The sequence below is a fragment of the Pseudonocardia thermophila genome (assembly GCF_900142365.1).
GTDB classification, from domain to species: Bacteria; Actinomycetota; Actinomycetes; order Mycobacteriales; family Pseudonocardiaceae; genus Pseudonocardia; species Pseudonocardia thermophila.
The window spans coordinates 110,795-136,692 of the sequence record NZ_FRAP01000010.1 but is presented as its reverse complement, the minus strand read 5'-3'; the positions used below and the strand labels follow the sequence as shown (position 1 = coordinate 136,692).

Here is a 25,898-nt window from a genome sequence, read left to right as displayed (position 1 = left end):
CGAGCCGCAAGCATGCACGGCGAGGAGCGGCCCGACAAGCATGATCGCCGTTCGGGGTGATCACCCGAACGGCGATCGTGCGTTCCTCGTCACACGGACGGCTCAGCTCGCCTTGGCCGTGCCGTCGTCGAGCAGCTTCCGCCCGGCCGGGGTCAGCACCGCCGGGACGAGATCGAACGACGGGTCGGGCGCGACCAGCAAGCCGGCCGCGACGAGGCGGTGTCCTGCGCCGGGATCGGCGCACAGCAGGCCGTCCACCAGGAGTACCGGTTCCGGACCGGTGCTGAGCTGGCACCGCCCGTCGGCGACCGCGCGCAGCAGTGCGCGGTCCCGGCCGGTCATCCTGTAGGCGTCGGTTGCTGCCATCGTTCGACCGCACTCCTCAGGTCACATTCGCGTCCCGATAGTCAACTCGTACCTGAGGCACGAGATGTTTCGGAACCAGACAAGCGGATGTCGAACGATGGTGACCGACGTGCACCCGATCGGAGTAGTTCCGGGCGTCAGAAGTACTGGCGGGTCAGCCACTCGGCGACCAGCGCGGGCCGCTCCGACCCCTCCAGCTCGACGGTCACCTTGTTGACGATCTGCAGGCCGCCGCCGGCCTCGGTGATGTCACCGAACTCGACGACCGCGCGGATCTTGCTGCCCACCGGGACGGGCGAGGTGAAACGGACCTTGTTCAGGCCGTAGTTGATGCCCATCTTCACCCCCTCGACCCGGTAGACCTGCTTGATCAGGGAGGGGAGCAGGGAGAGGGTCAGGAAGCCGTGCGCGATCGTGGTGCCGAACGGCCCCGCGGCCGCCTTCTCCTTGTCGACGTGGATCCACTGGTGGTCGTCGGTGGCGTCGGCGAACAGATCGATCTGGCTCTGCTCGACGGTGATCCACTCACCGGCGCCCACCTTGGTGTTCGCCGCCGCCTTCAGCTCGTCCGCTCCGTTGAAGACCTGCATGTTCCTCGCTCCTGAAGCTGTACGGGTCGCCTGACACTCTCACACAGAAGCCCCCCTCGGCCGGGGGTGATCCTCGGCACCGCGTTCGTCATCCGCTGATCCCCCAGCTCCCGGTCCAGGTCTCGCCGGGTTCGAGGGTGATCAGCCCGTCGCCGGAGTTGAGCGCATCGGGTGGGCAGGTCATCGGCTCGATCGCCACGGCCCGGCCGCGGCCGGGGTACTCGGGCGGCGTGTAGACCTGCACGTAGCCGAACACCGGCTCGGCCCACACCTCGACGGACCCGTCCGGCCCGTCGAGGCGGTGGCGCACCAGGTCGTCGCCGTCGGCGGGCGCGCAGCCGCCGAAGGCGTGGTCGACGACGATCCCGGCCATGGGCCGGCCGCGCAGGTCCACCTCCGGCACCTCGTCGAGCGGCAGTGCGGGCCCGGTGGGGATGCCGCCCTCCAGCGGGAGCACGGTGGTCGCCGCGATCGTGATCGTGCAGTCGACGGTCGCGCTGTCGCCGGCCCGCACGTACGGGTGCGCCCCGACGCCGAACGGGACCTCAGCCGTGCCGGCGTTGGTGACGGTGTGGGTGACCGTGAGTCCGCGCTCGTCGACGGCGTAGCGGACGCTCGTGCGCAGGGGCACCGGCCAGCCCGGCTGCGGCGCGACGGTGGCGTGCAGCGTGATCGCGTCCGCCGACCGCTCACCCACCTCGTAGAAGGTGAAGCGGAGCAGCCCGTGGATGGCGTTGCCGGCGTCGGGTTCGGACAGCGCCAGCTGCTGGGGCTCGCCCCGCCACGTCCAGCGGCCGCCTGCCACCCGGTTCGGCCACGGCACCAGCACCGTCCCGGCGCCCTTCGGCGGCCGGTCCTGCTCGCCGAAGGTCTCCACGAGCGGCCGCCCGGCCGCGCTGAGGGCGCGCAACCCCGCCCCCACCTCGGTGACGACGGCCCTCGTGCCCCCGGAGACGATCTCGAACTGCTCGCCCGTCGCGGGCATCGGGATGCGCACAGTCGGAGCGTACGGCGGAAACCCGTGATCGTGGTCGCGCGGCGGCGATGGGTCCGCCGTTCTCACCTACCGTGAAGAGGTGTCCTCCTCTCGCCGGCTGCGCGCCGTGATCACCAACGACGACGGAATCGACTCACCCGGACTGTGGGTGCTCGCGGCCGCCGCCCGCGATGCCGGGTTCGAGGTGACCGTCGCCGCCCCGCACGTCGACACCAGCGGCGCGGGGGCATCCGTGCTCGCCGTCCGCGACGACGACGGGCACGTGCGGGTGCACCGGCGCGACCGGGACGGCATCACCGGCTACGCGGTCGAGGGGCACCCGGCGTTCATCGCGCTGTCGGTGGCGCGCGGCTGGCTCGGCCCGCCGGACGTGCTGCTGTCCGGCATCAACCTGGGCACGAACACCGGGCGCGCGGTGCTGCACTCGGGCACTGTCGGAGCCGCGCTGACGGCCGGGCTCGCGGGGATCCGCGCGCTGGCGGTCTCGCAGGCCACCGGCTGGCCACCCTCCCCGAACCCGCGGTGGGACACCGCCGCGTCGGTGGTGCCGGGCGTGCTCGACTCGTTGCTCGCGGCCCCCGAGGGCACGGTGCTGTCGCTGAACGTGCCGGACCTGCCGGCCGACGAGCTCGGCCCGCTGCGCGAGGCCGCTCTCGCCCCGGCGGGGGCCGTGCAGGTACGGGTCACCGAGGGCGACGGCCTGCTGCGCACCGAGTACGCGGGCTCGGGACCGGTCGCGGAGGACACCGACGTCGCGCTCCTGGCGGCCGGGCACCCCACGGTGACCAGCCTGACGGCGATCACCGCGGTGCCGGGCCTGTTCACCAGTCTCTAGTGGACATCCTTGCCCGTCAGCTCGGCCTCCATCCGGTCGGCGAAGTCCACCACCAGCCGGAACGGCTTCTCGAACCCGTCCAAGGCGGTGTCGTCGAGCGGGATGGAGTGCCGGAAGAGGACGAGGTCGCCGTCCGCGATCACCCCGCCGACGACGGACTCGCCGGCCCGCCGCAGGAGGGTCGCGAGGTCGAGCTCCGCCAGGTACCCGACGGGTGAGGTGATCTGGGCCCACGGGTGCCTGTCCTCCCCGGTCACCGCGAGGACCTTGACGATCTGGGTGCGGTCGCCGGGGGTGGGCAGGTTGAACCACAGCTCACCGTCGGCCTGCCGCATGATCTCGTAGCGCAGACGCACGAAGGACACCAGGTCGTCCCAGCTGGCCACGCCGCCTCCCGATGTTCGTGATCCCGGAGACCGGACCGTACCGCTCGGCCCGACGGGTCCGGTCTCCGGCTCGGGTGTCGCTACGCGACCCCGAGCTGCCGCGCGATGAGCATGCGCTGCACCTCGGAGGTGCCCTCTCCGATCTCGAGGATCTTGGCGTCGCGGTAGAAGCGGGCGACCGGGTACTCGTTCATGAACCCGTAGCCGCCGAAGATCTGCGTGGCGTCGCGGGCGTTGTCCATGGCCGCGTTGGAGGCGACGAGCTTGGCGATCGCGGCCTCCTTCTTGAACGGCTCACCGCGCAGCATCTTCGCGGCGGCCGCGTAGTAGGCCAGGCGGGCGGTGTGCGCGCGCACCTCCATGTCGGCGATCTTGAACTGGATGGCCTGGTAGCGACCGATGGCCTGGCCGAACGCCTCCCGCTCGCGGGCGTAGCGGATCGACTCGTCGACGCAGCCCTGGGCCAGCCCGACCGACAGCGCCGCGATGGCGATGCGGCCCTCGTCCAGGATCGACAGGAACTGGGCGTAGCCGCGGCCGCGCTCGCCGACGAGGTTGGCCTCGGGCACGCGGCAGTCGTCGAAGAACAGCTCGTGGGTGTCGGACGCCGACCAGCCCACCTTCGAGTACTTCTCCGAGACCGTGAAGCCGGCGGTGCCGGACGGGACGATGATCGCCGAGATCTCCTTGCGCCCGTCGTGCTCGCCGGTGACGGCGGTGACGGTGACGAGCGCGGTGATGTCGGTGCCGGAGTTGGTGATGAACGCCTTGCTGCCGTTGATCACCCAGTCGCCGTCCTCGAGGCGAGCAGTGGTGCGGGTGGCGCCGGCGTCGGATCCGCCGCCCGGCTCGGTGAGCCCGAACGCGCCGAGCTTGCGGCCGGCCGCGAGATCGGGCAGCCACTGCTGCTTCTGCTCCTCGGTGCCGAAGCGGTAGATCGGCATCTCGCCGAGCGACACCCCGGCCTCGAGGGTGATCGCGACGGACGAGTCGACCCGGGCCAGCTCCTCCAGCGCGAGGCAGAGCGCGAAGTAGTCGCCGCCCATGCCCCCGTACTCCTCGGGGATGGGCAGGCCGAACAGGCCCATCTCGCCCATCTTCGCGACGATCTCGTACGGGAACTCGCAGCGCTCGTAGTAGTCCCCGATGACGGGGGCGACCTCCTTGCGGGCGAAGTCCTCCACGGTCGCGCGCAGCGCCGCGTGTTCCTCGCTCAGCTCGAAGTCCATGGGTCAGCCCTCCTCGGGTTCGACGATCATCAGGGTGGCGCCGCGGGCGACGGTCGCCCCGGCGCGGGCGCGCAGGTCCCGCACGACTCCGTCGACGGGGGCGACGAGGGCGTGCTCCATCTTCATGGCCTCAACGACGGCAACGCGCTGACCTGCGGTGACGCGCTGGCCGTCGGTGACGTCGACGATCGTGACGGTGCCCGGCATGGGCGAGGTGACCGGGCCGCCGTGGGCGGCGTGCGCGGCCGCGGCGACGTCGGCGGTCTCCTGCTCGCGGACGGCCCAGGCGCCCCCGTCGCGCCCGATCCACAGGGTGGGGCCGTCCTCGGCGACGGCGTAGGTGCGGGTACGGCCGGCGAGGGTGACCGCGATCCGATCGCCTGCGCGGCGCGCGGACAGCGTGGCCGGCTTCCCGTCGCCGACGACGACCTCGGCGGCGACCGCCCGGCCGCGGACCTTGACCGCGACGGGCTCGTCGACGGTGAACCGGAACGTGGTCCAGGCGGGTCCGCCGATCCGCCAGGCGCCCGGGATCTCGAACGGGTCGACGACCGGACCGGCCGGTTCGAGGGCCAGCAGGCGGTGCGCGGCGGCCGCGGCGAGCACGTCGTCGGGGACGGAGGCGGAGACCCAGTCGTCGACCTTGCGGCCGACGAGCCCGGTGTCGAGCCGGCCTGCGACGACGTCGGGATCAGCGAGCATCGCACGCAGGAAGCCGATGTTGGTGCCGAGCCCGAGCAGCACGGTCTGCGACAGGGCGACGTCCAGGCGGCGCAGCGCCTCGGCGCGGTCGCGGCCGTGCGCGATGACCTTGGCGAGCATGGGGTCGTAGTCGCTGCCGACGGTGCCGCCCGCTGCGACGCCCGCGTCGACGCGCACCCCTGTGGGCAGGTCGAGGGCGAGGATTCGGCCGCCGGTGGGCAGGAACCCGGCGGCCGGGTCCTCGGCGTAGACGCGGGCCTCGATCGCGTGGCCGCGCGGTTCGAGCTCGGCGGGCCACGGCGCCACCTCGCCGGCCGCGACGCGCAGCTGCAGCTCGACGAGGTCGACCCCGTAGACCTCCTCGGTGACCGGGTGCTCGACCTGCAGCCGGGTGTTCATCTCCATGAAGAAGAACTCGTCGGGGCGATCGGCGCCGACGATGAACTCGACCGTGCCGGCGCCGGTGTAGCCGACGGACTTCGCCGCCTCGACCGCGGCCGCGCCCATGGCCGCCCGCTGCTCAGGGGTGAGCAGCGGCGACGGCGCCTCCTCGACGATCTTCTGGTGGCGCCGCTGCAGCGAGCACTCGCGCTCGCCGAGGTGCACGGCGTTGCCGTGGGCGTCGGCCAGCACCTGGATCTCGATGTGCCGCGGGCTGGTGACCAGCCGCTCGACGAGCAGCGTGTCATCGCCGAACGAGCTCCTCGCCTCGCGGCGAGCGGTGGCGATGGCAGCCTCGAGGTCCTCGGGCCGGTGCACCTCGTGCATGCCCTTGCCGCCGCCGCCCGCGCTGGGCTTGAGCAGCACCGGGTAGCCGATCTCAGCGACGGCCGCGACCAGCTCGGCGTCGGAGAGCCCGGCGCCGTCGGAGCCGGGGACGACCGGCACGCCGGCCTTGGCGACGGTCTGCTTGGCGCGGATCTTGTCGCCCATGGCCTCGATGGCCGAGGCGGGCGGACCGACGAACGCGATCCCCGCGGCGGTGCACGCTGCGGCGAACGCGGTGTTCTCGGCGAGGAAGCCGTATCCGGGGTGGATCGCCTCGGCGCCGGTGGCGCGGGCAGCGTCGAGCACGTCGTCGATCGAGAGGTAGCTGCCGATGCGGACGGCGACGTCGGCGGCGACGACGTGCGGCGCGCCCGCGTCGGCGTCGGTGTGGACGGCGACGCCGCGGACACCGAGCCGGCGCAGCGTGCGCAGCACGCGCACGGCGATCTCCCCGCGGTTGGCGACGAGCACGGTGGCGAACATCAGCACCCTCCCCGGGGCAGGTGACGAGCAGTGTGGGCAGCCGGCATCGAGATCACATCCGGAAGACGCCGAACGCCGGATCGGGAAGCGGCGCGTTGGCGGCCGCGGACAGGGCGAGGCCGAGGACGGTGCGGGTGTCCTTCGGGTCGATCACGCCGTCGTCCCACAGCCGGGCCGTGGAGTAGTAGGGATGGCCCTGCCGCTCGTACTGGGCGCGGACCGCATCGGGATCGACCCCGCTGCCGACGGTGCCGAGCACGGTGGCGGCCTGCTCCCCGCCCATGACGGAGATGCGCGCGTTGGGCCACATGAACAGGAAGCGCGGCGAGTAGGCCCGGCCGCACATGGCGTAGTTCCCGGCGCCGAAGGAGCCCCCGATGATCACGGTGAACTTCGGGACCCGGGTCGACGCGACGGCGGTGACCATCTTCGCGCCGTTCTTCGCGATGCCGCCTGCCTCGTACTCGCGCCCGACCATGAACCCGGTGATGTTCTGCAGGAACACCAGCGGGATACCGCGCTGATCGCACAGCTCGATGAAGTGCGCACCCTTGACGGCCGACTCGGAGAACAGGATCCCGTTGTTGGCCACGACCCCGACCGGGTGGCCGTGGATGCGCGCGAACCCGGTGACGAGCGTGGTGCCGTACTCGGCCTTGAACTCGTGCAGCCGCGAGCCGTCGACGATCCGGGCGATCACCTCGCGCACGTCGTAGGGGATGCGCGGGTCGGTGGGCACCACGCCGTACAGCTCGTCGGGATCGACGAGGGGCTCCTCGGTGGGCGCGACGTCCCACGGCCGCGGCGGGCGCGGGCCCAGCGTCGCCACGATCGAGCGGACGATGGCGAGCGCGTGCGCATCGTCCTCGGCGAGGTGGTCGGTGACGCCGGAGACCTTGGAGTGCAGCTCCCCGCCGCCCAGCTCCTCGGCGGTGACGACCTCGCCGGTAGCGGCTTTCACCAGCGGCGGGCCGCCCAGGAAGATCGTGCCCTGGTCGCGGACGATGACCGCCTCGTCGCTCATCGCCGGCACGTACGCGCCGCCGGCGGTGCACGAGCCGAGCACGGCGGCGATCTGCGGGATGCCCAGGCCGGACATCGTGGCCTGGTTGTAGAAGATCCGGCCGAAGTGCTCCCGGTCCGGGAACACGTTGTCCTGCTCGGGCAGGAACGCGCCACCGGAGTCGACCAGGTAGATGCACGGCAGCCGGTTCTGCAGCGCCACCTCCTGGGCGCGCAGGTGCTTCTTGACCGTCATCGGGTAGTAGGTGCCGCCCTTGACGGTGGCGTCGTTCGCGACGATCACGCACTCGCGCCCGCTGACCCGACCGACGCCGGTGATCATCCCGGCGCCGGGAGCGTCGCCGCCGTACATGTCGTGCGCGGCGAGCGGGGAGAGCTCCAGGAACGGCGAGGAGGGGTCGAGCAGGGTGTCGACCCGCTCGCGCGGGAGCAGCTTGCCGCGCTCGACGTGGCGGACGCGGGCGCGCTCGGGGCCGCCGAGCGCTGCCTCGGCCAGCTTGTCGCGCAGGTCCGCGACGAGTGCGCGGTGAGCCTCTTCGTACTCGGGGTTGGGCGCCGCGGAGACGGCGAGCGGTGGTGCGGCCGTGGTGGCGAGCATGTCGACAGGTTAATAGTTGTTAACGCCGCGATCCAGCCCCCATCTGGTACGACCGGGTGAGCATTCGTTAACATGCCAGGATGTCCGGTCGACGCGAGCAGATCCTGACCGTCGCCGCGCAGCTGTTCGCCAAGCACGGCTTCCACGGCGTGAGCATCGCCGATCTGGGCGCCGCGGTCGGGATCAGCGGACCCGCGCTCTACCGGCACTTCCCGGGCAAGGACGCCCTGCTGGAGGAGATGCTCGTCGGCATCAGCGAGTACCTGCTCGCCGGCGGGGAGAAGATCGCCGCCGAGGTCGCCGACCCGGCTGAGCGCCTGCGCGAGCTGATCGACTTCCACGCCCGGTTCGCCACCCGCAAGCCGGAGCTGATCATCGTGCAGGACCGCGACCTGGCCAACCTCAACCCCACGGCGCGGGCCAAGGTCCGCAAGCTGCAGCGCACCTACGTCGAGATCTGGGTGGACGTGCTGCGCAGCATCCGACCCGAACTCGACGACGCGCAGCGCCGCGTCGCCGCGCACGGAGCGTTCGGCCTGCTCAACTCGACCCCGCACGCCGGGCGCACGGCCGCGGCCGCCGAGGTGCTCAAGCGGATGGCACTGGCGGCGCTGCACGCCGCGTAGGTTCGCGGCCATGCGCTGCGGACTGATCGACGACGCACTCGCGGTGTGCGCCGCCGCGGCCCGCGCCGGCGGCTGCGTGCTCGCCGGCACGGACCGCGCCGAACTCGACGTGACGCTCAAGGACGCGGCCGTCGACCTGACGACCTCGGCCGACCGCGCCTCACAGGCCGCCGTCGTCGCTGAGCTGCGGACCGCGTTCCCCGACCACGTCGTCGTCGGCGAGGAGGGCACGGTGGCCGGCACCGACGACCGGCACGTCTGGTACGTCGACGGACTCGATGGCACCAGCAACTACGCGCACGGGATCCCCTGGTACGCGGTGTCGGTGGCGCTGCGCTGCCAGGAGCACGGCGGCGACGAGGTGGTCGTGGGCGCGGTGTGCGACCCGGTGCACGACCAGCTGTTCTGCGCGGCCCGCGGGCTCGGCGCGACGATGAACGGCGAGCCGCTCCCCGGCTCGGCGACCGCGCCGCTGCGCTCGGTCGTCGTGGCCACGCAGATCCAGTCGGCCGACCCGGCCCGCATCCACCGGTACGCCGGGACCGTGGAGCGGCTGCTGAACGCCGCCCGCAGCGTGCGCTCCCCCGGCGCGCCTGCGCTGATCATGGCGCACATCGCGGCCGGGCACTTCGGCGCCTACGTCGAGCGGGAGATGGCGCCGTGGGACATCAGCGCCGGTCAGCTGTTGATCGAGGAGGCCGGTGGGCGGGTCACGGACCTGTCCGGGCGGCGGATCACCAGCGCCGACGTCACTGACGTGGCGGCGAGCAACGGGGCGGTGCACGACGAACTGCTGGCCGTGCTGGCCGGGACCTGAGCCGCCCCGCGCCCAGATCCCGGTTCCTCCGCGAACGGCCCTCTCGCGAGCAGTGGTGCTCACGAGAGGGCCGTTCGTGGAGATCCGGGGGCCGAGCATCGGACCGGATCGAGCAGCCCTCGGGCCACCGCTCGGCCCGGCCCCTACCTGCGCCGGGAGAGGGCGACCCCGGACAGGCAGACCACGCCGCCGACGATCGCCAGCAGCGGCGGCAGCTCGGCCAGCAGGACGGCCGACATCGCGACCGTCACGGGCGGCACGAGGTAGGTGCTCATGCCGAGCCGGCCGGCGTCGACGCGCGCCAGCGCGTACGCCCATGTGCTGTAGGCGAGCGCGGTCGGCACCACCCCCAGGTAGATCAGCCACCCGGTGGCGGAGGCCGGTGCCGCCGCCGCGGTCTCGACGAGCGAGGGCGCGAACGGCAGGCAGGCCACCGCCCCGATCGCGCACACGATGAACGTCACCTGCAGGAACGGCAGGCGGCGCAGCGCGGGCTTCTGCGCGAGCACCCCGATCGCGTACGTGACGGCCGAGGCGAGACCGAACAGCACGCCGAGCAGGTCCGCGCTGCCCTCGCTGGTGGCCAGCCCGACGAGCACCGCGCCCGCGAACGCGACGAGCGCCCCGACGATCAGCCACCGCGGGAGACCCTCGCCCAGCAGCACCCCGGCCATCAGCGCGATCAGCACCGGACCGACGTTGACCAGGATCGACGTCGTACCCGCGTCGATGCGGGTCTCGGCGGCGGCGAGCACGACGTTGTAGACGGCGAACCAGGACAGCCCGCAGAGCACGAGGAAACCCCACTCGCGCCGGGTCGGCGCCACCCAGCGCTGCCGGCTCAGCAGCATCAGCACGCCCAGCACCACCACGCCGACCAGCAGGCGCCCCAGCGCCATCGGGCCGGGCGCGTAGGTGCTGGTCACGGCGCGGATCCCGACGAAGGCCGACGACCAGGCGAGGACGGTGAAGGCGATGGCGGCGACGGTCGCCCAACCGACGCGACGGACAGCTCGAGCGGGTGCAGGAGGAGCGGTCACCGGTCGACGTTATGCGGCCGGTCCCGCCGCACGCGCACAGTTTTCGGCCATCACGTCACCAGATCCCGCCACCTGCAGCGGCACCGGGGAGAGCGCGGCGAGCACGTCGGCCGCGTCGAGCAGTGCGCCCGGCGCGAGCACGCCGGTCCGCGGCGCCCGCCCGTCGAGGATCCGGGTGACCGCCTCGACGACGATCGGCGCGGTCACCGCGTAGATGTCCTGCCCCGAGGCGGTGATCCGCCGCTCACCCGTCGCGGTGCGCACGCGCACGTCGACGGCGAACCGCTGGCCGGAGCGACCGGTGTCGTCGACGGCCACCGGGGCCGGCGTGGCCGGGTCGCGAAGGTCCTGCAGCGCCCGGGTCGCGAGGTAGGAGCGCACCGCCTCGACCTCCAGGTGCGCGGCGATCGTGACGATCTCGGAGAACGGCAGCGCCACGACGTCCTGCGCGCCGAACGGCGCGGGGAACACCCAGGTCCGGGTGGGCGGCGGGGATTCCAGCGGCACGAGCCGGCCGCCGTCGACGACGAGCCGAGGTGCGGTGTTGCGCCGCCCGGTCACCCGGGTGCCCTCGGTGGGCCACCACCGATCGAGCGCGATCGCGATCGTGATCTCCTCGGCCGGTTCCCCGGCGAGCGCAGCGGTGGCGAGGAGATCGGCCAGCCCGCCGTAGAACGCGGTCGCGGGCACGACCGCGATCCCGGCTGCCTCCGCCGCCGCAGCGAGTCCGCGGTGCAGGGCCGCGGTGGACGCCTGCTCGGCGGAGACGTCCAGGTAGGGGACGCCCGCACGGACGGCGGCAGTCGCGAGCGGAGTGGCCGTGTCGAGGAACGGCCCGGCGGTGTTGATCACCGCGTCGGCCCCGGCCAGGACGGCCGCGAGCGCGACCGGGTCGTCCAGCGCGACCGGCCGCTGCGCGAGATCGGGGTACCGCGCGCCCAGCGCGGCGAGCTTGACCGGGTCGCGGCCGGACAGGACGGGCAGCAGGCCGCGCCGGACCAGCTCCGCGGTGACGAACCGCCCCGTGTGTCCGTACGCGCCGTAGACGACGACCTTGTGCAGGCCCGCCATCGTGTTCGGGCTCCCCCGCCGTCACGAGCGTCCGATCCGACGCTGTGCGTACAGTTTCGGACATGCACCGCGTGGTGATCGCCGTCCACGAGCACACGATGCTGCTCGAGCTGGCCATCGCCGCCGAGGTGTTCGGGGTGGACCGCGCCGAGCTCGCCCCGAACGGCGAGTGGTACGCGCTCGCGGCCTGGGCCGCCGTGGGCACGCCGGAGCGGTGGCTGCCCGGTGTGCCGCCGTGCGCACTCGCCGACCTGCCGGCCGCGGACACCGTGGTCGTACCCTCCACCGACGACCTCGTCGGCCCGGTGGATCCCGAACTGGTCGCCGCGCTGCGGGCAGCGCACGAGCGGGGAGCGCGCATCGTCGCGCTGTGCACCGGCGCGTTCGTGCTGGCCGCAGCCGGGTTGCTCGACGGGCGCCCCGCGGCCACCCACTGGATGCACGCGGAGGAGCTCGCCCGGCGCTATCCGCGGATCGACGTGCGCCCGGACGTCCTCTACGTCGACGACGGGCAGGTGCTGACCTCAGCGGGCAAGACGGCGGCCCTGGACCTGTGCGTGCACCTCGTGCGGCGCGACTTCGGTGCGGCGGCGGCGAACGGGCTGGTCCGCATGCTCGTCGGGCCCGGCTACCGGCCGGGCGGGCAGGCGCAGTTCATCGCGCCGCCGAGCACGCCCCGGGCGGCCGACGCGCTGGCCGCGGCGCTGGACTGGGCCCGCGCGCACCTGGACCGGCCGATCACCGTCACCGATCTCGCCCGGCGCGCCGGCCTGTCCACCCGCCAGCTCGCCCGACGCATGCAGGCCGAGACCGGGGCCCGCCCGCTGGAGTGGCTGCACCGCCAGCGGGTCGCGCTGGCCCAGGAGCTGCTGGAGACCAGCGACGCGAGCATCGAGCAGGTCGCCGCCCGCTGCGGGCTCGGCACCGCGGCCACGCTGCGCCGGCACTTCCGCGCCGCCGTCGGGGTCAGCCCGACGACCTACCGGGCGACGTTCGGCCGCGCTTCGACGGCGGCCGGGTAAGCCGCGACCGGCGTGGCCAGGCGAGTCGGCTCGGTGCGCCCGCGCAGCACGACGGCGTCGCCGAGCCGCCAACGACGGGCCTCGGCCGGGCCGGCCAGCTCGACGGCCGCGGCCGCGGCGACCACGCCGCGGGCGACGGCCTTGGCGACGTCGGTGAGCCGGGCGGCCTCGTTCACCGGGTCGCCGATCACCGTGTACTCGTAGCGGCGCACGTCGCCGACGTTGCCGGCCACCACCTCACCGGCCGAGACCCCGATGCCCGAGCCGACCTCCGGGACGCGTGCGGCGAGCCGGTCGGCCAGTACCCGCGCGGCGGCGAGCGCGGCCCCCGCCGGGTCGGCGACCGGCGCGGGGACGCCGAAGACGGCCAGCGCGGCGTCGCCCTCGAACTTGTTGATCCAGCCGCCGTGCTCCTCGACGGTCTCCACCACCACGGCGAAGAACCGGTTGAGCACCGCGACGACCTCCTCCGGTTCCCGAGAGGCTGAGAGGCCGGTGGAGCCGACGATGTCGACGAACAGCACGGCGGCGGTGCGGCGCTCGCCGCCCAGGCGCACCTCGCCGGCAGCGGCCGCGGCCTCGGCGACCTCCTGGCCGACGTGCCGGCCGAACAGGTCGCGGATGCGCTCGCGCTCACGCAGGCCGGCCACCATCGTGTTGAAGCCCGACTGGAGCTGCCCGACCTCGGTGCCGTCGTAGACGGGCACGGTGACGGTGAGATCGCCGGCCTCGACCTGGGCCATCGCCGAGATCACCGCGTTCACCGGGTCGGCGACGGCGCGCGCGGCCCCGACCGTGACGACGAACCCGCCGAGGATCGCCACCGCCCCGACGGCCAGCACGATGAGCGCGAGCTGGGTGGTCGTGACGTCGTCGAACAGGAAGACCGACACCGCAGCGAGGATCAGCCCGAACACCGGTACCGCCGAGCCGAGCGCCCAGAACACCAGCGAGCGCGTGAGGACGCCGGGCAGTCGCCGCCCGCGCACGGGCACGTCGCGCAGCACCTGCTCGGCGGGGCGGCGGAGCACCCGCTCGGCGAGCAGGTAGGTCAGCGCGGACGTGACGATCCCGCCGAGCACCACGGTCTCGCCGATGCGCAGCGCCAGCAGCGGCGAGTACGGCAGGTTGAAGGCGGTGAACAGCACCGCGCAGATCAGCCACAGCACCGACTGCACGACGACCAGCCGCAGCGGCCCGTAGAGCACGAACCGCCGCTCGCGGCGGCGCTGCTCCTCCTCGGTGCCGTGGTTCCACAGCTGGAACCGGCGGGCGCCGAGGTAGGTGCCGAGCGGCAGGGCGACGGCCAGGTACGCCGCGAAGAGCAGCATGTTCGTGCCGCGCACGAGCGCCGGGTCCTCCAGCGGGCCCTCGGGGATCACCCAGGTGGCGAACACGAAGACCCCGAAGGAGCCGAGCAGGTTCGCCCCGATGATCACAACGCCCAGCTCGAGGCGGGCCCGCAGGTCGATGACCCACCGCCGCCGTCTGCGCTGGTGCGCGCACATGCCGGAAGTCTAGGTGGCACGCCCGAACGGGCGATCCACTGCTACCCCGAGCGGGCTTCGCTGACGGTCGCCGTCAGGTGCACCGCCTGCTCCGAGCGCACATCGATCGCCCAGCCGTCACCCGTCGGCGCGGTGCGCAGCTGCACCACCGACGGCAGCAGCAGCGGCTTGCCGAACTTGACGTCCCAGGTCAGCGCGCCGGACAGACGCCCGTCGAGGCTCGCGAGGGCGCGGGCAGCCGTGTACATGCCGTGCGCGATCGTCCGCGGGAACCCGAACGCCTTCGCCGCCAGCGGCGACAGGTGGATCGGGTTCACGTCACCGCTGATGCGCGCGTAGCGCCGCCCGAGCCCGGCGTCGAGGTGCCAGGTCGCGGTCGGCGGACCGTCCTCGAACGGCTGCGGCCCCGGCGGATCGGCCTCGGCGAGCGGCGCGGAGGCCCCGCGCGCGAGATAGGTGCTGCGCCCGTCGTACACCCGCTCGCCGGCCACGTCGATCTCGGTGACGAGGTCGACCTGCGCTCCCTTCGGGTGGCTGCGCAGGCGCTCGGCGTGCACCGCGATCGAGAGCCGCTCGGCGGCGTCGACCGGCCGGTGCGCGGTGCCGGTGTTGCGCACGTGCACCAGCCCGGGCAGCGCGAACGGGAACGCCCGGGTCGCCATCAGCTCGATCTGCTGCGGGAAGCCCAGCACGTGCAGGTAGGGGACGGGCACCGCGTCGCCGAAGCGGAACCCGCACAGCCGGGCGTAGGCGGCCAGGTGCGCGCGGTCGATCGCCGCGATGCGGCGCACCACCGTGTCGGGCAGCGTGCTCGACCGCGGCCCGAGCGCCGTGGCGGCCGCCTTCGCGTAGAGCAGCCCGAGCGCCATCACGCCCCCAGCCAGCTCTGGCCGCAGACCCGCACGACCTGCCCGGTGACCCCGCCGTTGTCGGCGCGGGCGAGCCAGGCGATGGTCTCGGCGACGTCGACGGGCAGCCCGCCCTGGCGCAGCGAGTTGATCCGCCGGCCGGCCTCGCGGGTCGCGACCGGCATCTTCGCGGTCATCTCGGTCTCGATGAAGCCGGGCGCGACCGCGTTGATCGTGACGCCACGGGGGGCGAGCTGGGGGGCGAGTGCCCGGACCATCCCGATCACGCCCGCCTTGCTGGCCGCGTAGTTGGTCTGGCCGCGGTTGCCGGCGATGCCGCTGGTGGAGGCCACGCACACGATCCGCGCGGTGTCGGACAAGACCTCGCCGAGCGCGGCGTTGATCGCCAACTGGGCGCGCAGGTTCACCGCGAGCACGGCGTTCCAGCGGTCGGCGGTCATGTTGGCCAGGAGCTTGTCGCGGGTGATGCCGGCGTTGTGCACGACGACGTCGACCCGGCCGTGGCGCTCCTCGAGGTGCGCGACGATCCGCTGGGGCGCGTCGGGCGCGGTGATGTCCAGCTGCAGCGCGGTGCCGCCGATCTCGTTCGCCACCTTGGCCAGCGCGTCGCCGGCGGCGGGGACGTCGATCGCGACGACCGTGGCACCGTCGCGGGCCAGCGTCTCGGCGACCGCCGCCCCGATGCCGCGGGCGGCGCCGGTGACCAGCGCGACCCGCCCGGAGAGCGGCTCGTCGGCCGGCGCCGGGTCGCCGGCGGCCGCGGGATCGACCGCACGGCCCACCGGCGGGCCGACGTGCACGACCTGCCCGTCGACGTAAGCGGAGCGGGCGGACAGGAAGAACCGCACCGACGGATCGAGCGCGGCCGGATCGGTCTCGGCAGTCGTGACGAGCAGGTTCGCCGTCGCTCCCGCCCGCAGCTCCTTGCCGATGGACCGGACCAGCCCGTCGAAGGCCTGTGCGACGGCGGCGGCCTCGGGATCGGCCGGGTCCGGCTCGGGCGCGATGAGCAGCACCCGCCCGCACGGCTGCAGCCGCCGCATCGTCGGCGTGAGGAACTGCTGCACCCCGGCGAGCTCGTCGATCGTGCGGACCGCGCTCGCGTCCAGCACGACGGCGGCGATCCTGCCCTCGTCCCCGGCATCGGCGACACCGGCGGCCGTGAGCAGCGCCCGGATCGGCTCGGCGAACCGGCCCGCACCGATCACGCCGACGAGCGCGGGCCCGTCGAGCAGCGGGGCACCGGGCTCGTACCGGCGCAGCACCGGGATGCGCGGCACGCCGAGCTTGCGGACCAGTCCGATCTGGGTGATGTCGCGCAGGAGATCGCCCGTCATGATCACGCCCCCTCCAGGAGTGCGACGACGCCCTGGCCACCGGCCGCGCAGATGGAGATGACGCCCTTCGACCCGGGGCCCTTCTCGTGCAGGAGCTTGGCCAGCGTGGCGGTGATGCGCCCGCCGGTCGCGGCGAACGGGTGCCCCGTGGCCAGCGACGAGCCGGTGACGTTGAGCTTCGACCGGTCGATCGGGCCGAGCGGGGCGTCCAGGCCGAGCCGCTCCTCGGCGAATGCCGGGTCCTCCCAGGCCTTGAGGGTGGCGAGCACGGTGGAGGCGAACGCCTCGTGGATCTCGAAGAAGTCGATGTCGGCGAACGTGAGCCCGTTGCGCGCCAAGAGCTTCGGCATCGCGAAGACCGGGGCGGTGAGCAGCCCGTCCTCGCCGTGCACGAAGTCGACGGCTGCGGTCTGCGCGTCCACGACGTGGGCGAGCACGGGCAGCCGCCGCTCGGCCGCCCACTCGTCGGAGCCGAGCAGCACGGTCGCCGCACCGTCGGTGAGCGGCGTGGAGTTGCCGGCGGTCATCGTGGCGGCCGCGGCGTTCTTGCCGCGGGTGCCGAACACCGGCTTGAGCTTGGCCAGCTTCTCCACCGACGTGTCGGCGCGCAGGGTGGAGTCGCGGGACAGCCCCAGGAACGGGGTGACCAGGTCGTCGAAGAAGCCGCGGTCGTAGGCGGCGGCGAGGTTGCGGTGGCTCGCGACGGCGAGCTCGTCCTGCTCCTCCCGGGTGATGCCCCACTCCAGCGCGGTGATCGCGGCGTGCTCACCCATCGACAGGCCGGTGCGCGGCTCGGCGTTGCGCGGCAGCTCCGGCACGATCTGGCCCGGCCGCAGCCCGGCCAGCGCGGCGATGCGCTGCTGCAGGTTCTTGGCGCCGTTGAGCTTCATGAGCACGCGGCGGAGATCGTCGTTCAGCGCGACGGGCGCGTCGCTGGCGGAGTCGACGCCCGCCGCGATGCCGCTCTCGATCTGCCCGAGCGCGATCTTGTTGGCGACCAGCACCACGGTCTCCAGGCCCGTACCGCAGGCCTGCGCGACGTCGTAGGCCGGGGTGGTGGGCGCGAGGGAGGAGCCGAGCACCGCCTCGCGGGTCAGATCCCGGTCCCGACTGTGCTTGAGCACGGCGCCGCCGGCGACCTCGCCGACTTCGACGCCGGCCAGCCCGAAGCGCGCGGCGAGCCCGTCCAGCGCCGCGGTGAGCATGTCCAGGTTGGACGCCTCCGCGTACGCGCCGTTCGATCGGGCGAACGGGATGCGGTTGCCGCCGATGACGGCGGCCCTGCGGACGGATGTCATGGGAGCTCCTTACCCGAGAGCGATGGCCGACCCTCGGTTACCCATCGGTAGCCGGTACTCAAAGTACACGGTACCGTCGGTTCCGTGAACGTGCCGCGGGACCGACGCACCAGCCGCTGGGACGCCCACCGCCGCACACGCCGGGCCCAGCTCGTCGACGCCGCCATCCAGGCCATCCGGGAGCAGGGCGCCGGGGTCGGGATGGATGAGGTCGCCGCCCGCGCGCGCACGTCCAAGACCGTCGTCTACCGGCACTTCGCCGATCGCGCCGCGCTCTACGTCGCCGTGTGCCGGCGGGTCGCGCAGGTGCTGGCCGAGCGCATCCGCACGGTGATGCAGGGCGACGGCGATCCGCGCACCCGCACCACCGCGGCGATCGAGGCGTACCTGGAGATGGTCGAGCACGATCGCGAGCTGTACCGGTTCGTGGTGCACCGCCCGCTCGTCGACTCCACACCCGGCGACCCGCTCGCCGATCTCGTCTCGATGCTGGGCGACCAGGCCGCCGAGGTCATCGCGGAGGAGCTCGCGCGCGCCGGGCTCGACCCGGCCCCCGCGCCGACCTGGGGACACGCCCTGGTCGGGCTGGTCCGCGGAGCCGCCGACCACTGGCTCGCCGCACCGGCGGGCGTCACCAGGACAGAGCTGGCCGCCCGGATCACCGAGTTCGCCTGGCACGGGCTGGCCGGCGTCACCGAGGGGGCACGATGACCACCACCGAGCTGCAGAAGGTGCTCGACGGGCGGTTCGCCGAGGTGCGGGCGGACGTGCGGGCGCAGCTGACGCAGGAGGACATGACGGCCGAACCGGGGCTCTCGTTGGCTGAGCACCGGGCGCTCACCCTGGCGAACCTGCGCAGACTGGCCGCGACCGGCCGGCCGCACCGCGGCTTCGCCGGCGACGTCGGCGGAGTGGTGACCGCGTTCGCGATGCTCGCCTGGGCTGATCTGTCGCTGCTGGTCAAGGCCGGGGTGCAGTGGGGGCTGTTCGGCGGCGCGATCCAGGCGCTGGGCACCGAGCGGCACCACGCCGAGCACCTGCCGCGGATCATGGACGGCGAGCTGCTCGGCTGCTTCGCCATGACCGAGACCGGGCACGGCTCCGACGTGCAGAACCTGCGCACGACCGCCACCTACGACCCGCGGACGCAGGAGTTCGTCGTCCACACGCCGGACCCCTCGGCGCGCAAGGACTACATCGGCAACGCCGCCCGCGACGGGCACCTGGCGGTCGTGTTCGCCCAGCTCGTCACACAGGGTCGCGGGCACGGGGTGCACGCCCTGCTCGTCCCGATCCGCGACGCGCAGGGGCGACCGATGCCCGGCGTCACGATCGGCGACTGCGGCCACAAGGCCGGGCTGAACGGCGTCGACAACGGGCGGCTGACGTTCGACCACGTGCGGGTACCGCGGACCGCCCTGCTCAACCGCTTCGGCGACGTCGCGCCCGACGGCACGTACACCAGCCCGATCGCGAGCGAGACCCGCCGGTTCTTCACGATGCTCGGCACGCTGGTGCGCGGACGGATCTCCGTCGCGGGCGGGGCCGGGGCCGCCGCGCAGAAGGCGCTGACGCTGGCGATCCGCTACGGCGACCTCCGCCGCCAGTTCGCCGATCCCGCCACCGGCGAGGAGCGCCCCGTCCTCGACTACCTGGTGCACCAGCGCAAGCTGCTGCCCGCGCTCGCCACCACGTACGCCCTGCACTTCGCCCAGGACGAGCTGGTGGCCGAACTGCACGAGCTGCACGCCGCCGCCGAGCCCGACGAAGCCCGGCAGCGCGCGCTGGAGACGGAGGCGGCCGGGATCAAGGCCGTCGGCACCTGGCACGCCACCCGCACGATCCAGACCTGCCGGGAAGCGTGCGGCGGAGCCGGCTACCTGTCGGCGAACCTGCTGCCGCAGCTCAAGGCCGACACCGACGTGTTCACCACGTTCGAGGGCGACAACACGGTGCTGCTGCAGCTGGTCGCGAAGACGCTGCTGAACGAGTACGGCAGGCGGATGGCCGGACTGGACCTCGCGGGCAAGGCGCGGCTGGGCGCCGAGCTGCTGGCCGAGTTCGCACTGGAGCGCACCGGCGCGCGGGCACTGCTCGTCCGGGGTGGGCTGCGCGACCGCGCCCACCAGCGGCGGCTCTTGGCAGCGCGGGAGGAGCACCAGATCGCGACCGTCGCACAGCGGATGCGGGCCGCGCTCAAGCCCGGCGCCGACCAGTTCGCGATCTTCAACGCAGCGCAGGACCACCTGCTGGCGGCCGCGCGGGCCCACGTCGACCGGATCGTGTTCGACGCGTTCGCGCGGGCCGTCGACCGGTGCGCCGCCCCGGCGACGAAGGCGCTGCTCGGGAAGGTGCTGGACCTGCACGCGCTATCGGTGATTGAGGCCGAGGCGGGCTTCTTCACCGGGCACGCCTACCTCAGCGCGACGCGGGCGAAGGCGGTCACGCAGGAGGTCAACGCGCTGTGCGCCGAGCTGCGCCCGCACGCCCGCGAGCTGGTCGACGCGTTCGGGATCCCCGAGAGGTGGCTCGCGTGCCCGATGCTCGCCGGTGAGCTGGACCCGGCGGACGACGGTGGTGCTGGCATCCCCGCGGTTCACGAGTCAGCACCGCTGTCTTGATCGGCTCGCGCGACGATCATTGCCACCATGGACAGGGGGATGCGCGGAGCACCTGGTGACCGGTGCCGCCGCGCGGTGAAGCGCGGGCTCGACGTCGTGGGGGCGCTGGTCGGGCTCGTCCTCGTGCTGCCGACGCTGCTCGCGCTCGCGGTCGCTGTGCGCATCGAGGGCGGACCTGGCGTGATCTTCCGCCAGCAGCGGGTCGGCCAGCACGGACGCGTGTTCACCTTGTACAAGTTCCGCTCGCTCAAGCCCGTCGGGAACGAGGGCGACGTGCGCTGGAACATCGACGACGACGCCCGGCTCGGTCCCGTCGGCCGGTTCATCCGCCGGACCAGCCTCGACGAGCTGCCGCAGCTGGTCAACGTGCTCAAGGGCGACATGAGCCTGGTCGGGCCCCGCCCGGAGCGGCCGTACTTCGTGGAGGAGTTCTCCGCGACCGTGCCCGGCTACGCGCAGCGGCACCGGGTGCCGGTCGGACTCACCGGGCTGGCCGTCGTGGAGGGCCTGCGCGGGGACACGTCGATCGAGGAGCGGGCGCGGGTCGACAACCTCTACGCGGACACGTGGTCGCTGAAGCTGGATCTGCTGATCCTGCTGCGCACGGTGGGGGCCGTGGTGCGCACGGCCCGCGGAACCCGCCCGCGAGTTGCCCCGACCGGCACCGCGAATTGCCCCGCAAGGGTGGGTGAGTTGCCCGGACCGGACCACCGAGTTGCCCGAACTGGGGCGGAACTGCGTCCGGCGCAGCCGGACTCACCTCCCCCACGGGGCGACTCACCGACCTGCACCGGGCAACTCGCCGACCCGCGCGGGGCGACTCGCCGGTCCGGTCCGGGCAACTCGCCGGGCCGTACGGGACAACTCGCGGGGTCGCACCGGGCAACTCGCGGGGCCGGTCGGGAGAACTCGCCCTCCTGGACGGGGCAGCTCGCGGTCAGGTGAACATCGCGCGGAACTGCGCCGCCGACTGCGCCCGGAACACCGGGTTGGTGCGCCGCACCTCGGACAGCGCAGCCTTCGGCTCCGCCGAGTACAGGTGCCCGGGGTGCACGATCGGGTCACCGGTGAGCGCGGCGAGCTGCTGCAGGCTGCGGAAGAGCGCGTCCGGGTCGCCGCCGGGGAAGTCGGTGCGGCCGCAGCCCTGCAGGAACAGGGTGTCGCCCGCGACCAGCTTGCCGTCGACGAGGAAGCACTGGCTGCCCGGCGTGTGCCCCGGGGTGTGCAGGAGCCGGATCGGCACGTCGCCGACGGTGATCTCGTCGTCGTGGTCGTGCGCGGTGAGGTCGGTCGCCGACAGGCCGGTGGTGCGCCGCACCCACTCGACCTCCGCCCGGTTGACGTGCACCGGCACCGGGTTGGTGGCCAGCAGCTCGGCGACCCCGACGAGGTCGAACCCGAGCATCGAACCGCCCACGTGGTCGGGGTGGTGGTGGGTGACCAGAACACCGGTCAAGCGCATGTCGTCGGCGGCGAGGATGTCGATGATGTCCCCGGGCGCGTACGCCGGATCGACGACGACGGCCTCGCGCTCGGCCTTGTCGCCGATCAGGTAGCTGAAGTTGACCATCTGCGTCGCGACGGGATCGCCCACAGCGAAGTCCCGCCCGGAGAGCAGCTGCCGGAAGTACACCCCGTCGTCCACGGTCCCGAGGGTAGGCGGCGCGGTTCAGCCCGTCCTGACGGCCTGGATCTCCGGCAGCCGTTCGGAGATCCAGTCGACGAGCCCGGTGACGCGTTCGGCGATGCCCTCGCCGAGCGGGGTGAGCCGGTAGGTGACCTGCGGCGGGGTGGTGGGCGCGACCTCGCGGTGCACGAACCCGTCGGCCTCCAGGGTGCGCAGCGTCTGCGAGAGCATCTTCTCGCTCACCCCGCTGATGCGCCGGCGCAGCGCGCTGAACCGGGCGGGCCCCTCGGTGAGCGCGGCGAGCACGAGCACCGCCCACTTGCTGGTGACGTGGTCGAGCACGGCGCGGCTCGGGCAGTCGCTGTCGAACACGTCACCCCGCAGCGGCGGGGACGCGGGTGTGACCTGCATGCTCACCTCGCCGTCCAGCACTTACCTCCAGGTACGTACTTTCGATAGGTTAGCAGTCCTCGTACCGTCGAGACATGATCACCGTGACCGGAGCAACCGGGAACCTCGGCGGCGCGACGATCGCCGCCCTCCTCGAGACCGTTCCCGCCAGTGAGCTGACCGCCGTGGTGCGGAACCCGGCCAAAGCCGCGGACCTCGCCGCCAAGGGCGTCACCGTCCGCCGCGGAGACTACGACGATCCCGACTCGCTGCGCGCCGCGTTCGCCGGCACCGACACCCTGCTGCTCGTCTCCTCTCCCGACACGACCCCGGGCGTCCGCCCGCGCCAGCACGGCAACGCGATCGACGCGGCGAAGGCGAGCGGTGTGCGCCGGATCGTCTACACGAGCGCGATCGGCGCCGAGAACGCCACGGGCTTCCTCGCCGACCACACCGTCACCGAGGAACTGCTGCGCACCTCCGGTGTCGCCTGGACGGCCCTGCGCAACACGTTCTACCTACACTTCCTGATCAACCCGGGACTGGCGGCCGCCGTCGAGGCCGGCGAGCTCAAGGCCGCCGACGGCGGCCGACCGGTGAACTTCGCCTCCGTGCCGGACCTGGCCGCCGCGGCCGCCGCGGCGTTGACCGAGGACGGGCTGGAGAACACCGTGCACGAGCTGCGCGGCACGGTGTTCACACTGCCGGAACTGGCCGAGGTCCTCGCCGAGGTGAGCGGACGACCGGTCGCCTACCGGGCGGTCCCGTCCAGCGAGTTCGGCGAGACCGCGTTCATGTGGGACATGATCGCCAGCGGCTTCTTCGCCGAGCCGTCGGACGACCTGGAGAACCTCGTCGGGCGACCGCCGGTCTCGCTGCGCGACGCGGTGGCCGCGGCGCTCAGCTGACCGCGGACGGTCAGTGCGGCGGGCGGTCAGTGCGGCGGGCGGCTCGCCGTCAGGATGCGCGGCCCGTCCTCGGTGACGGCGATCGTGTGCTCGGCGTGGGCCGCCCGGCTGCCGTCCTTGGTCCGCAGGGTCCAGCCGTCGGGGTCGTGGCGGTAGGTGTCGTGGCCGCCGGCCTGCAGCATCGGCTCGATCGCGATGACGAGCCCGGGCTGCAGCACCAGGCCGCGGCGCCGCTTGCCCTCGTTCGGCACGTGCGGAGCCTCGTGCATGGCGCGACCGACGCCGTGCCCGCCGTGGTCGCGCAGCATGCCGAACCGGGCGCTGCGCGCGACCGAGGAGATGGCGTGCCCGATGTCACCCATCCGCGCTCCGGGGACGGCCGCGGCGATGCCCGCGGCCAGCGCCGCCTCGGTGGTGTCGATCAGCTTCTGGTCCTTCGGGCTGCGCGGCTCGCCGACGATCATGGAGAACGCCGCGTCGGCGCACCAGCCGTCGAGGTGCACGGCGAGATCGACCGAGAGGATGTCGCCGGGTTCGAGCGGGACCGCGGTCGGGATGCCGTGCACGACGGCGTCGTTGACGCTGATGCAGGTCACCGCCGGGTACGGGGTGGGTGCGAACTGCGGGTGGTAGTGCAGGAACGTCGCCTTGGCGCCGTGCGCAGCGATCTGCTCTGCGGCCAGCATGTCGAGCTCGTCGGGCGTCACCCCCGGCGCGGCGTGCTCGCCGATCGCCGTCAGCACGGCCCCGACCACCTCGCCGGCCGCAGCGATCGCATCGATCTCGCCCGGCGTCTTCAGTGCGAACATGCCGATAACAATACCGGTATTAGTATGACGACATGGTGCGCGTGCCCCTGAGTCCGGCAGACCGGGAACGCGGGGAGAAGCTCGGCCGACTCCTGCGCGAGGCCCGCGGCACCCGCAGCATCGGCGAGGTCGCGCTCGCCGCGGGCATCTCCCCCGAGACGCTGCGCAAGATCGAGACGGGACGGATCCCCACGCCGGCGTTCTTCACCGTCGCCGCGCTGGCCGTCGAGCTGGATCTGCCGCTGGACCGGATCGTCGCGGCCACGCAACCCACGTCCGAGCCGACGCCCGGGCGCGCCACGGCCTGACCCAGCCGACTCAGTCCTCGACCGGCACCCCGCCGCGCGCCAGCCCGGCGTGCGCCCGGCGCAGCAGCGCGGTGAGCTTCTCGACGTCCTCACCGAGCGCTGCACGCAGGTCCTCCTGCACCGCAGCGACCGCGCGGTCCCACTCCGCGAGGGCCTTCCTCCCGCGCTCGGTGGCCGCGATGCGCACACGGCGACGGTCCTCCAGGTCGGGACGGCGCAGGATCAGGTTGTCCGCGACCATCTTGTCGACGAGCTTGCTGAGCTTGGGCGCCAGCATCATCGCGTGCTCGGCGACGACGTTCATCGGCTGGCCGCCGCGATCGGCGAGCAGCGAGAGGATGCGCCACTGGTCGATCCCGGCACCGTGGGCCCGTAGGGCGTCGTCGATCCGAGAGGTGAGGGTCCGTTCCACCGACGAGAGCAATCGGAGTGTCTCGTCGTCGTCGACACCACTGGCAGCCACTCGGTAGTCCCTCGATCGGAGCAGCACGAACACGAACGCTTTGGCTAGCGTATCGGGCCATGGCCGCAACGGTGGCGCCAGACGAACTCACCGTGCCGCCGCGACCGGACCTCGACGTGCTGACCATGGCGCTGGTGGTCCCTCTGCAGGGCCCGGCCGGGATCTTCGGGCCGTCCTGCGAGAGCTGCGCCCAGCTGGCCGCCGAGGAGATCAACGCGGAGGGCGGCGTACTCGGTCGTGAGCTTCGCCTGCTCCCGGTGGACGGGGGCAGGAAGCCCGCGGAGGTGGCCCGCGAGGTGGATGCGCTGATCCGGGTGGGGGCGATCGACGCCGTCACCGGATGGCACATCTCCGCGGTGCGCGAGGCGGTCGCGCCGGCGATCGCCGGACGGGTCCCGTACGCCTACACGGCGCTGTACGAAGGGGGCGAGCGCCGGCCGGGGGTGTTCCTCACCGGGGAGACGCCCGACCTGCAGCTCGCCCCGACGCTGGACTGGTTCGCCGACATGGCGGGCGTCCGGCGCTGGACGATCGTGGGCGACGACTACATCTGGCCGCGGCGCTCGGCCGCCGTGGCACGGGCCCACCTGCGCCGGATCGGCGGCACGGTGCACGACGAGATCTACGTGCCGCTGGGCACGACCGACTTCTCGGCGGTGCTGCGCCGGGTCGAGGCGAGCGGCTGCGAGGCCGTCCTGATGCTGTTGATCGGCGAGGACGCGGTGCAGTTCAACCGGGCGTTCGCCGCCTCGGGGATGGACCGGGACCTGCTGCGGTTCAGCTCGCTGATCGACGAGAACGTGCTGCTCGCCTCGGGCGCGAACTGCACACGCGGACTGATGACGTCGGCGGGCTACTTCGAGGACCTGGCCACCCAGGCGGGGCTGGACTTCGCCGCGGCCTACTTCCGCCGCTTCGGCGAGGACGCGCCGGTGCTCAACAGCCTCGGTGAGTCCTGCTACGAGGGCGTGCGGCTGCTCACGGCGCTGATGCGCCGCGCGGGTGAGACATCGGTCCGGTCGCTCATGTCGGTCTCGGAGGGGCTGAGCTACGAGAGCCCGCGCGGGACCGTCGAGGTGCGCGACCGACACCTGCGCCAGCGCGTCTTCCTCGCTGCCGCGGACGGGCTGAACTGGGACGTCCTCGAAGAGCTGTGACCCGTTGACACCGGGGCACCCCCTGGCTAGTTTCCTGGGAAACAATTTCC

General features: G+C 73.1%; 27 protein-coding genes. 10 read left to right on the top strand and 17 right to left on the bottom strand.

Going from position 1 to position 25,898, the window contains the following annotated elements; all coding sequences use genetic code 11:
- Positions 1–102: 102 nt before the first annotated feature.
- From BUE41_RS14625 to BUE41_RS14615, 3 genes are all read right to left on the bottom strand, one after another.
- Positions 103–366: a hypothetical protein gene (locus BUE41_RS14625; RefSeq protein ID WP_073457633.1), complete on the bottom strand. Its 264-nt coding sequence runs from the start codon at positions 364–366 to the stop codon at positions 103–105.
- Positions 367–503: 137 nt separating this feature from the next.
- Positions 504–956 carry a MaoC family dehydratase gene (locus tag BUE41_RS14620; RefSeq protein WP_073457632.1) on the bottom strand — a complete coding sequence of 151 codons (453 nt, stop codon included), beginning with the start codon at positions 954–956 and terminating at the stop codon, positions 504–506.
- Between the two features lie 88 nt (positions 957–1,044).
- The gene (locus BUE41_RS14615) at positions 1,045–1,953 is read right to left on the bottom strand and encodes an aldose 1-epimerase family protein (protein ID WP_143172159.1); all 909 of its coding nucleotides are present in this window, start codon (positions 1,951–1,953) and stop codon (positions 1,045–1,047) included.
- A gap of 79 nt (positions 1,954–2,032) precedes the next feature.
- On the opposite strand from BUE41_RS14615, the gene surE reads away from it, so the two are divergent.
- On the top strand, positions 2,033–2,788 hold the full coding sequence (surE, locus tag BUE41_RS14610) for a 5'/3'-nucleotidase SurE (protein WP_234997262.1): 756 nt from the start codon (positions 2,033–2,035) through the stop codon (positions 2,786–2,788).
- Here surE and BUE41_RS14605 read toward each other — a convergent pair.
- The 4 genes from BUE41_RS14605 to BUE41_RS14590 form a co-directional block, all read right to left on the bottom strand.
- Positions 2,785–3,174 carry a hypothetical protein gene (locus BUE41_RS14605; RefSeq protein ID WP_073457631.1) on the bottom strand — a complete coding sequence of 130 codons (390 nt, stop codon included), beginning with the start codon at positions 3,172–3,174 and terminating at the stop codon, positions 2,785–2,787. The two genes, surE and BUE41_RS14605, sit on opposite strands and share 4 nt — an antisense overlap.
- An 80-nt stretch (positions 3,175–3,254) precedes the next feature.
- The gene (locus BUE41_RS14600; RefSeq protein ID WP_073457630.1) at positions 3,255–4,403 is read right to left on the bottom strand and encodes an acyl-CoA dehydrogenase family protein; all 1,149 of its coding nucleotides are present in this window, start codon (positions 4,401–4,403) and stop codon (positions 3,255–3,257) included.
- 3 nt (positions 4,404–4,406) lie between these two features.
- Complete coding sequence (locus BUE41_RS14595; protein ID WP_073457723.1) at positions 4,407–6,356, bottom strand: ATP-binding protein; 1,950 nt, start codon at positions 6,354–6,356, stop codon at positions 4,407–4,409.
- Between the two features lie 52 nt (positions 6,357–6,408).
- Positions 6,409–7,977: a carboxyl transferase domain-containing protein gene (locus tag BUE41_RS14590; protein ID WP_073457629.1), complete on the bottom strand. Its 1,569-nt coding sequence runs from the start codon at positions 7,975–7,977 to the stop codon at positions 6,409–6,411.
- A gap of 80 nt (positions 7,978–8,057) precedes the next feature.
- Here BUE41_RS14590 and BUE41_RS14585 point away from each other — a divergent pair, with 80 nt between their 5' ends.
- Together BUE41_RS14585 and BUE41_RS14580 are read left to right on the top strand one after the other, a co-directional pair.
- Positions 8,058–8,603: an SACE_7040 family transcriptional regulator gene (locus BUE41_RS14585; protein ID WP_073457628.1), complete on the top strand. Its 546-nt coding sequence runs from the start codon at positions 8,058–8,060 to the stop codon at positions 8,601–8,603.
- Positions 8,604–8,613: 10 nt separating this feature from the next.
- Positions 8,614–9,420, top strand: coding sequence for an inositol monophosphatase family protein (locus BUE41_RS14580; RefSeq protein ID WP_073457627.1), 807 nt, complete (start codon positions 8,614–8,616; stop codon positions 9,418–9,420).
- 143 nt (positions 9,421–9,563) lie between these two features.
- On the opposite strand, the gene BUE41_RS14575 is transcribed toward BUE41_RS14580, so the two are convergent.
- Positions 9,564–10,460 carry a DMT family transporter gene (locus tag BUE41_RS14575; protein WP_073457626.1) on the bottom strand — a complete coding sequence of 299 codons (897 nt, stop codon included), beginning with the start codon at positions 10,458–10,460 and terminating at the stop codon, positions 9,564–9,566.
- Between the two features lie 9 nt (positions 10,461–10,469).
- The gene (locus BUE41_RS14570) at positions 10,470–11,531 is read right to left on the bottom strand and encodes a saccharopine dehydrogenase NADP-binding domain-containing protein (protein ID WP_073457625.1); all 1,062 of its coding nucleotides are present in this window, start codon (positions 11,529–11,531) and stop codon (positions 10,470–10,472) included.
- Positions 11,532–11,593: 62 nt separating this feature from the next.
- Here BUE41_RS14570 and BUE41_RS14565 point away from each other — a divergent pair, with 62 nt between their 5' ends.
- Complete coding sequence (locus BUE41_RS14565) at positions 11,594–12,553, top strand: GlxA family transcriptional regulator (protein WP_073457624.1); 960 nt, start codon at positions 11,594–11,596, stop codon at positions 12,551–12,553.
- On the opposite strand, the gene BUE41_RS14560 is transcribed toward BUE41_RS14565, so the two are convergent.
- Genes BUE41_RS14560 through BUE41_RS14545 form a run of 4 tightly spaced genes read right to left on the bottom strand, consistent with a single transcriptional unit; the run spans position 12,511 to position 17,565 of the window.
- Entirely contained in the window at positions 12,511–14,061 is a 1,551-nt protein-coding gene (locus tag BUE41_RS14560) for an adenylate/guanylate cyclase domain-containing protein (protein ID WP_073457623.1), read from the bottom strand. The two genes, BUE41_RS14565 and BUE41_RS14560, sit on opposite strands and share 43 nt — an antisense overlap.
- 41 nt (positions 14,062–14,102) lie before the next feature.
- On the bottom strand, positions 14,103–14,930 hold the full coding sequence (locus BUE41_RS14555) for a MaoC/PaaZ C-terminal domain-containing protein (protein WP_073457622.1): 828 nt from the start codon (positions 14,928–14,930) through the stop codon (positions 14,103–14,105).
- Positions 14,930–16,267, bottom strand: a complete 1,338-nt coding sequence (locus tag BUE41_RS14550; protein ID WP_073457722.1) for a 3-oxoacyl-ACP reductase — start codon at positions 16,265–16,267, stop codon at positions 14,930–14,932. Before BUE41_RS14550 ends, BUE41_RS14555 begins: the two co-directional genes overlap by 1 nt.
- Positions 16,268–16,269: 2 nt before the next feature.
- Positions 16,270–17,565, bottom strand: a complete 1,296-nt coding sequence (locus BUE41_RS14545; protein WP_073457621.1) for an acetyl-CoA C-acetyltransferase — start codon at positions 17,563–17,565, stop codon at positions 16,270–16,272.
- Between the two features lie 84 nt (positions 17,566–17,649).
- Here BUE41_RS14545 and BUE41_RS14540 point away from each other — a divergent pair, with 84 nt between their 5' ends.
- Genes BUE41_RS14540 through BUE41_RS14530 form a run of 3 tightly spaced genes read left to right on the top strand, consistent with a single transcriptional unit; the run spans position 17,650 to position 21,131 of the window.
- The gene (locus tag BUE41_RS14540; protein ID WP_073457620.1) at positions 17,650–18,276 is read left to right on the top strand and encodes a TetR/AcrR family transcriptional regulator; all 627 of its coding nucleotides are present in this window, start codon (positions 17,650–17,652) and stop codon (positions 18,274–18,276) included.
- Positions 18,273–20,186 (top strand): acyl-CoA dehydrogenase family protein, encoded by a 1,914-nt coding sequence (locus BUE41_RS14535; RefSeq protein ID WP_073457619.1) that lies wholly within the window; start codon positions 18,273–18,275, stop codon positions 20,184–20,186. The genes BUE41_RS14540 and BUE41_RS14535 overlap by 4 nt, the downstream gene beginning before the upstream one ends.
- Before the next feature lie 27 nt (positions 20,187–20,213).
- A complete protein-coding gene (locus BUE41_RS14530) occupies positions 20,214–21,131 on the top strand; it encodes a sugar transferase (protein WP_084755021.1) in 918 nt (305 codons plus the stop codon).
- Here BUE41_RS14530 and BUE41_RS14525 read toward each other — a convergent pair.
- Together BUE41_RS14525 and BUE41_RS14520 are read right to left on the bottom strand one after the other, a co-directional pair.
- Positions 21,124–21,831, bottom strand: a complete 708-nt coding sequence (locus BUE41_RS14525; RefSeq protein WP_073457617.1) for an MBL fold metallo-hydrolase — start codon at positions 21,829–21,831, stop codon at positions 21,124–21,126. The two genes, BUE41_RS14530 and BUE41_RS14525, sit on opposite strands and share 8 nt — an antisense overlap.
- A gap of 24 nt (positions 21,832–21,855) precedes the next feature.
- The gene (locus tag BUE41_RS14520; RefSeq protein ID WP_073457721.1) at positions 21,856–22,224 is read right to left on the bottom strand and encodes a winged helix-turn-helix transcriptional regulator; all 369 of its coding nucleotides are present in this window, start codon (positions 22,222–22,224) and stop codon (positions 21,856–21,858) included.
- 74 nt (positions 22,225–22,298) lie between these two features.
- Here BUE41_RS14520 and BUE41_RS14515 point away from each other — a divergent pair, with 74 nt between their 5' ends.
- The gene (locus tag BUE41_RS14515; protein ID WP_073457616.1) at positions 22,299–23,111 is read left to right on the top strand and encodes an NAD(P)H-binding protein; all 813 of its coding nucleotides are present in this window, start codon (positions 22,299–22,301) and stop codon (positions 23,109–23,111) included.
- Between the two features lie 26 nt (positions 23,112–23,137).
- Here BUE41_RS14515 and map read toward each other — a convergent pair whose 3' ends face one another.
- Positions 23,138–23,920 carry a type I methionyl aminopeptidase gene (map, locus tag BUE41_RS14510; RefSeq protein ID WP_073457615.1) on the bottom strand — a complete coding sequence of 261 codons (783 nt, stop codon included), beginning with the start codon at positions 23,918–23,920 and terminating at the stop codon, positions 23,138–23,140.
- A 32-nt stretch (positions 23,921–23,952) separates the two neighbouring features.
- On the opposite strand from map, the gene BUE41_RS14505 reads away from it, so the two are divergent.
- Positions 23,953–24,228, top strand: coding sequence for a helix-turn-helix domain-containing protein (locus tag BUE41_RS14505; RefSeq protein ID WP_073457614.1), 276 nt, complete (start codon positions 23,953–23,955; stop codon positions 24,226–24,228).
- A 10-nt stretch (positions 24,229–24,238) separates the two neighbouring features.
- On the opposite strand, the gene BUE41_RS14500 is transcribed toward BUE41_RS14505, so the two are convergent.
- Positions 24,239–24,691, bottom strand: a complete 453-nt coding sequence (locus tag BUE41_RS14500; protein WP_073457720.1) for a MarR family winged helix-turn-helix transcriptional regulator — start codon at positions 24,689–24,691, stop codon at positions 24,239–24,241.
- 125 nt (positions 24,692–24,816) lie between these two features.
- Between BUE41_RS14500 and BUE41_RS14495 the strand changes: the two genes are divergently transcribed.
- A complete protein-coding gene (locus BUE41_RS14495) occupies positions 24,817–25,848 on the top strand; it encodes a substrate-binding domain-containing protein (protein ID WP_143172167.1) in 1,032 nt (343 codons plus the stop codon).
- The last annotated feature ends 50 nt before the right edge of the window (positions 25,849–25,898 follow it).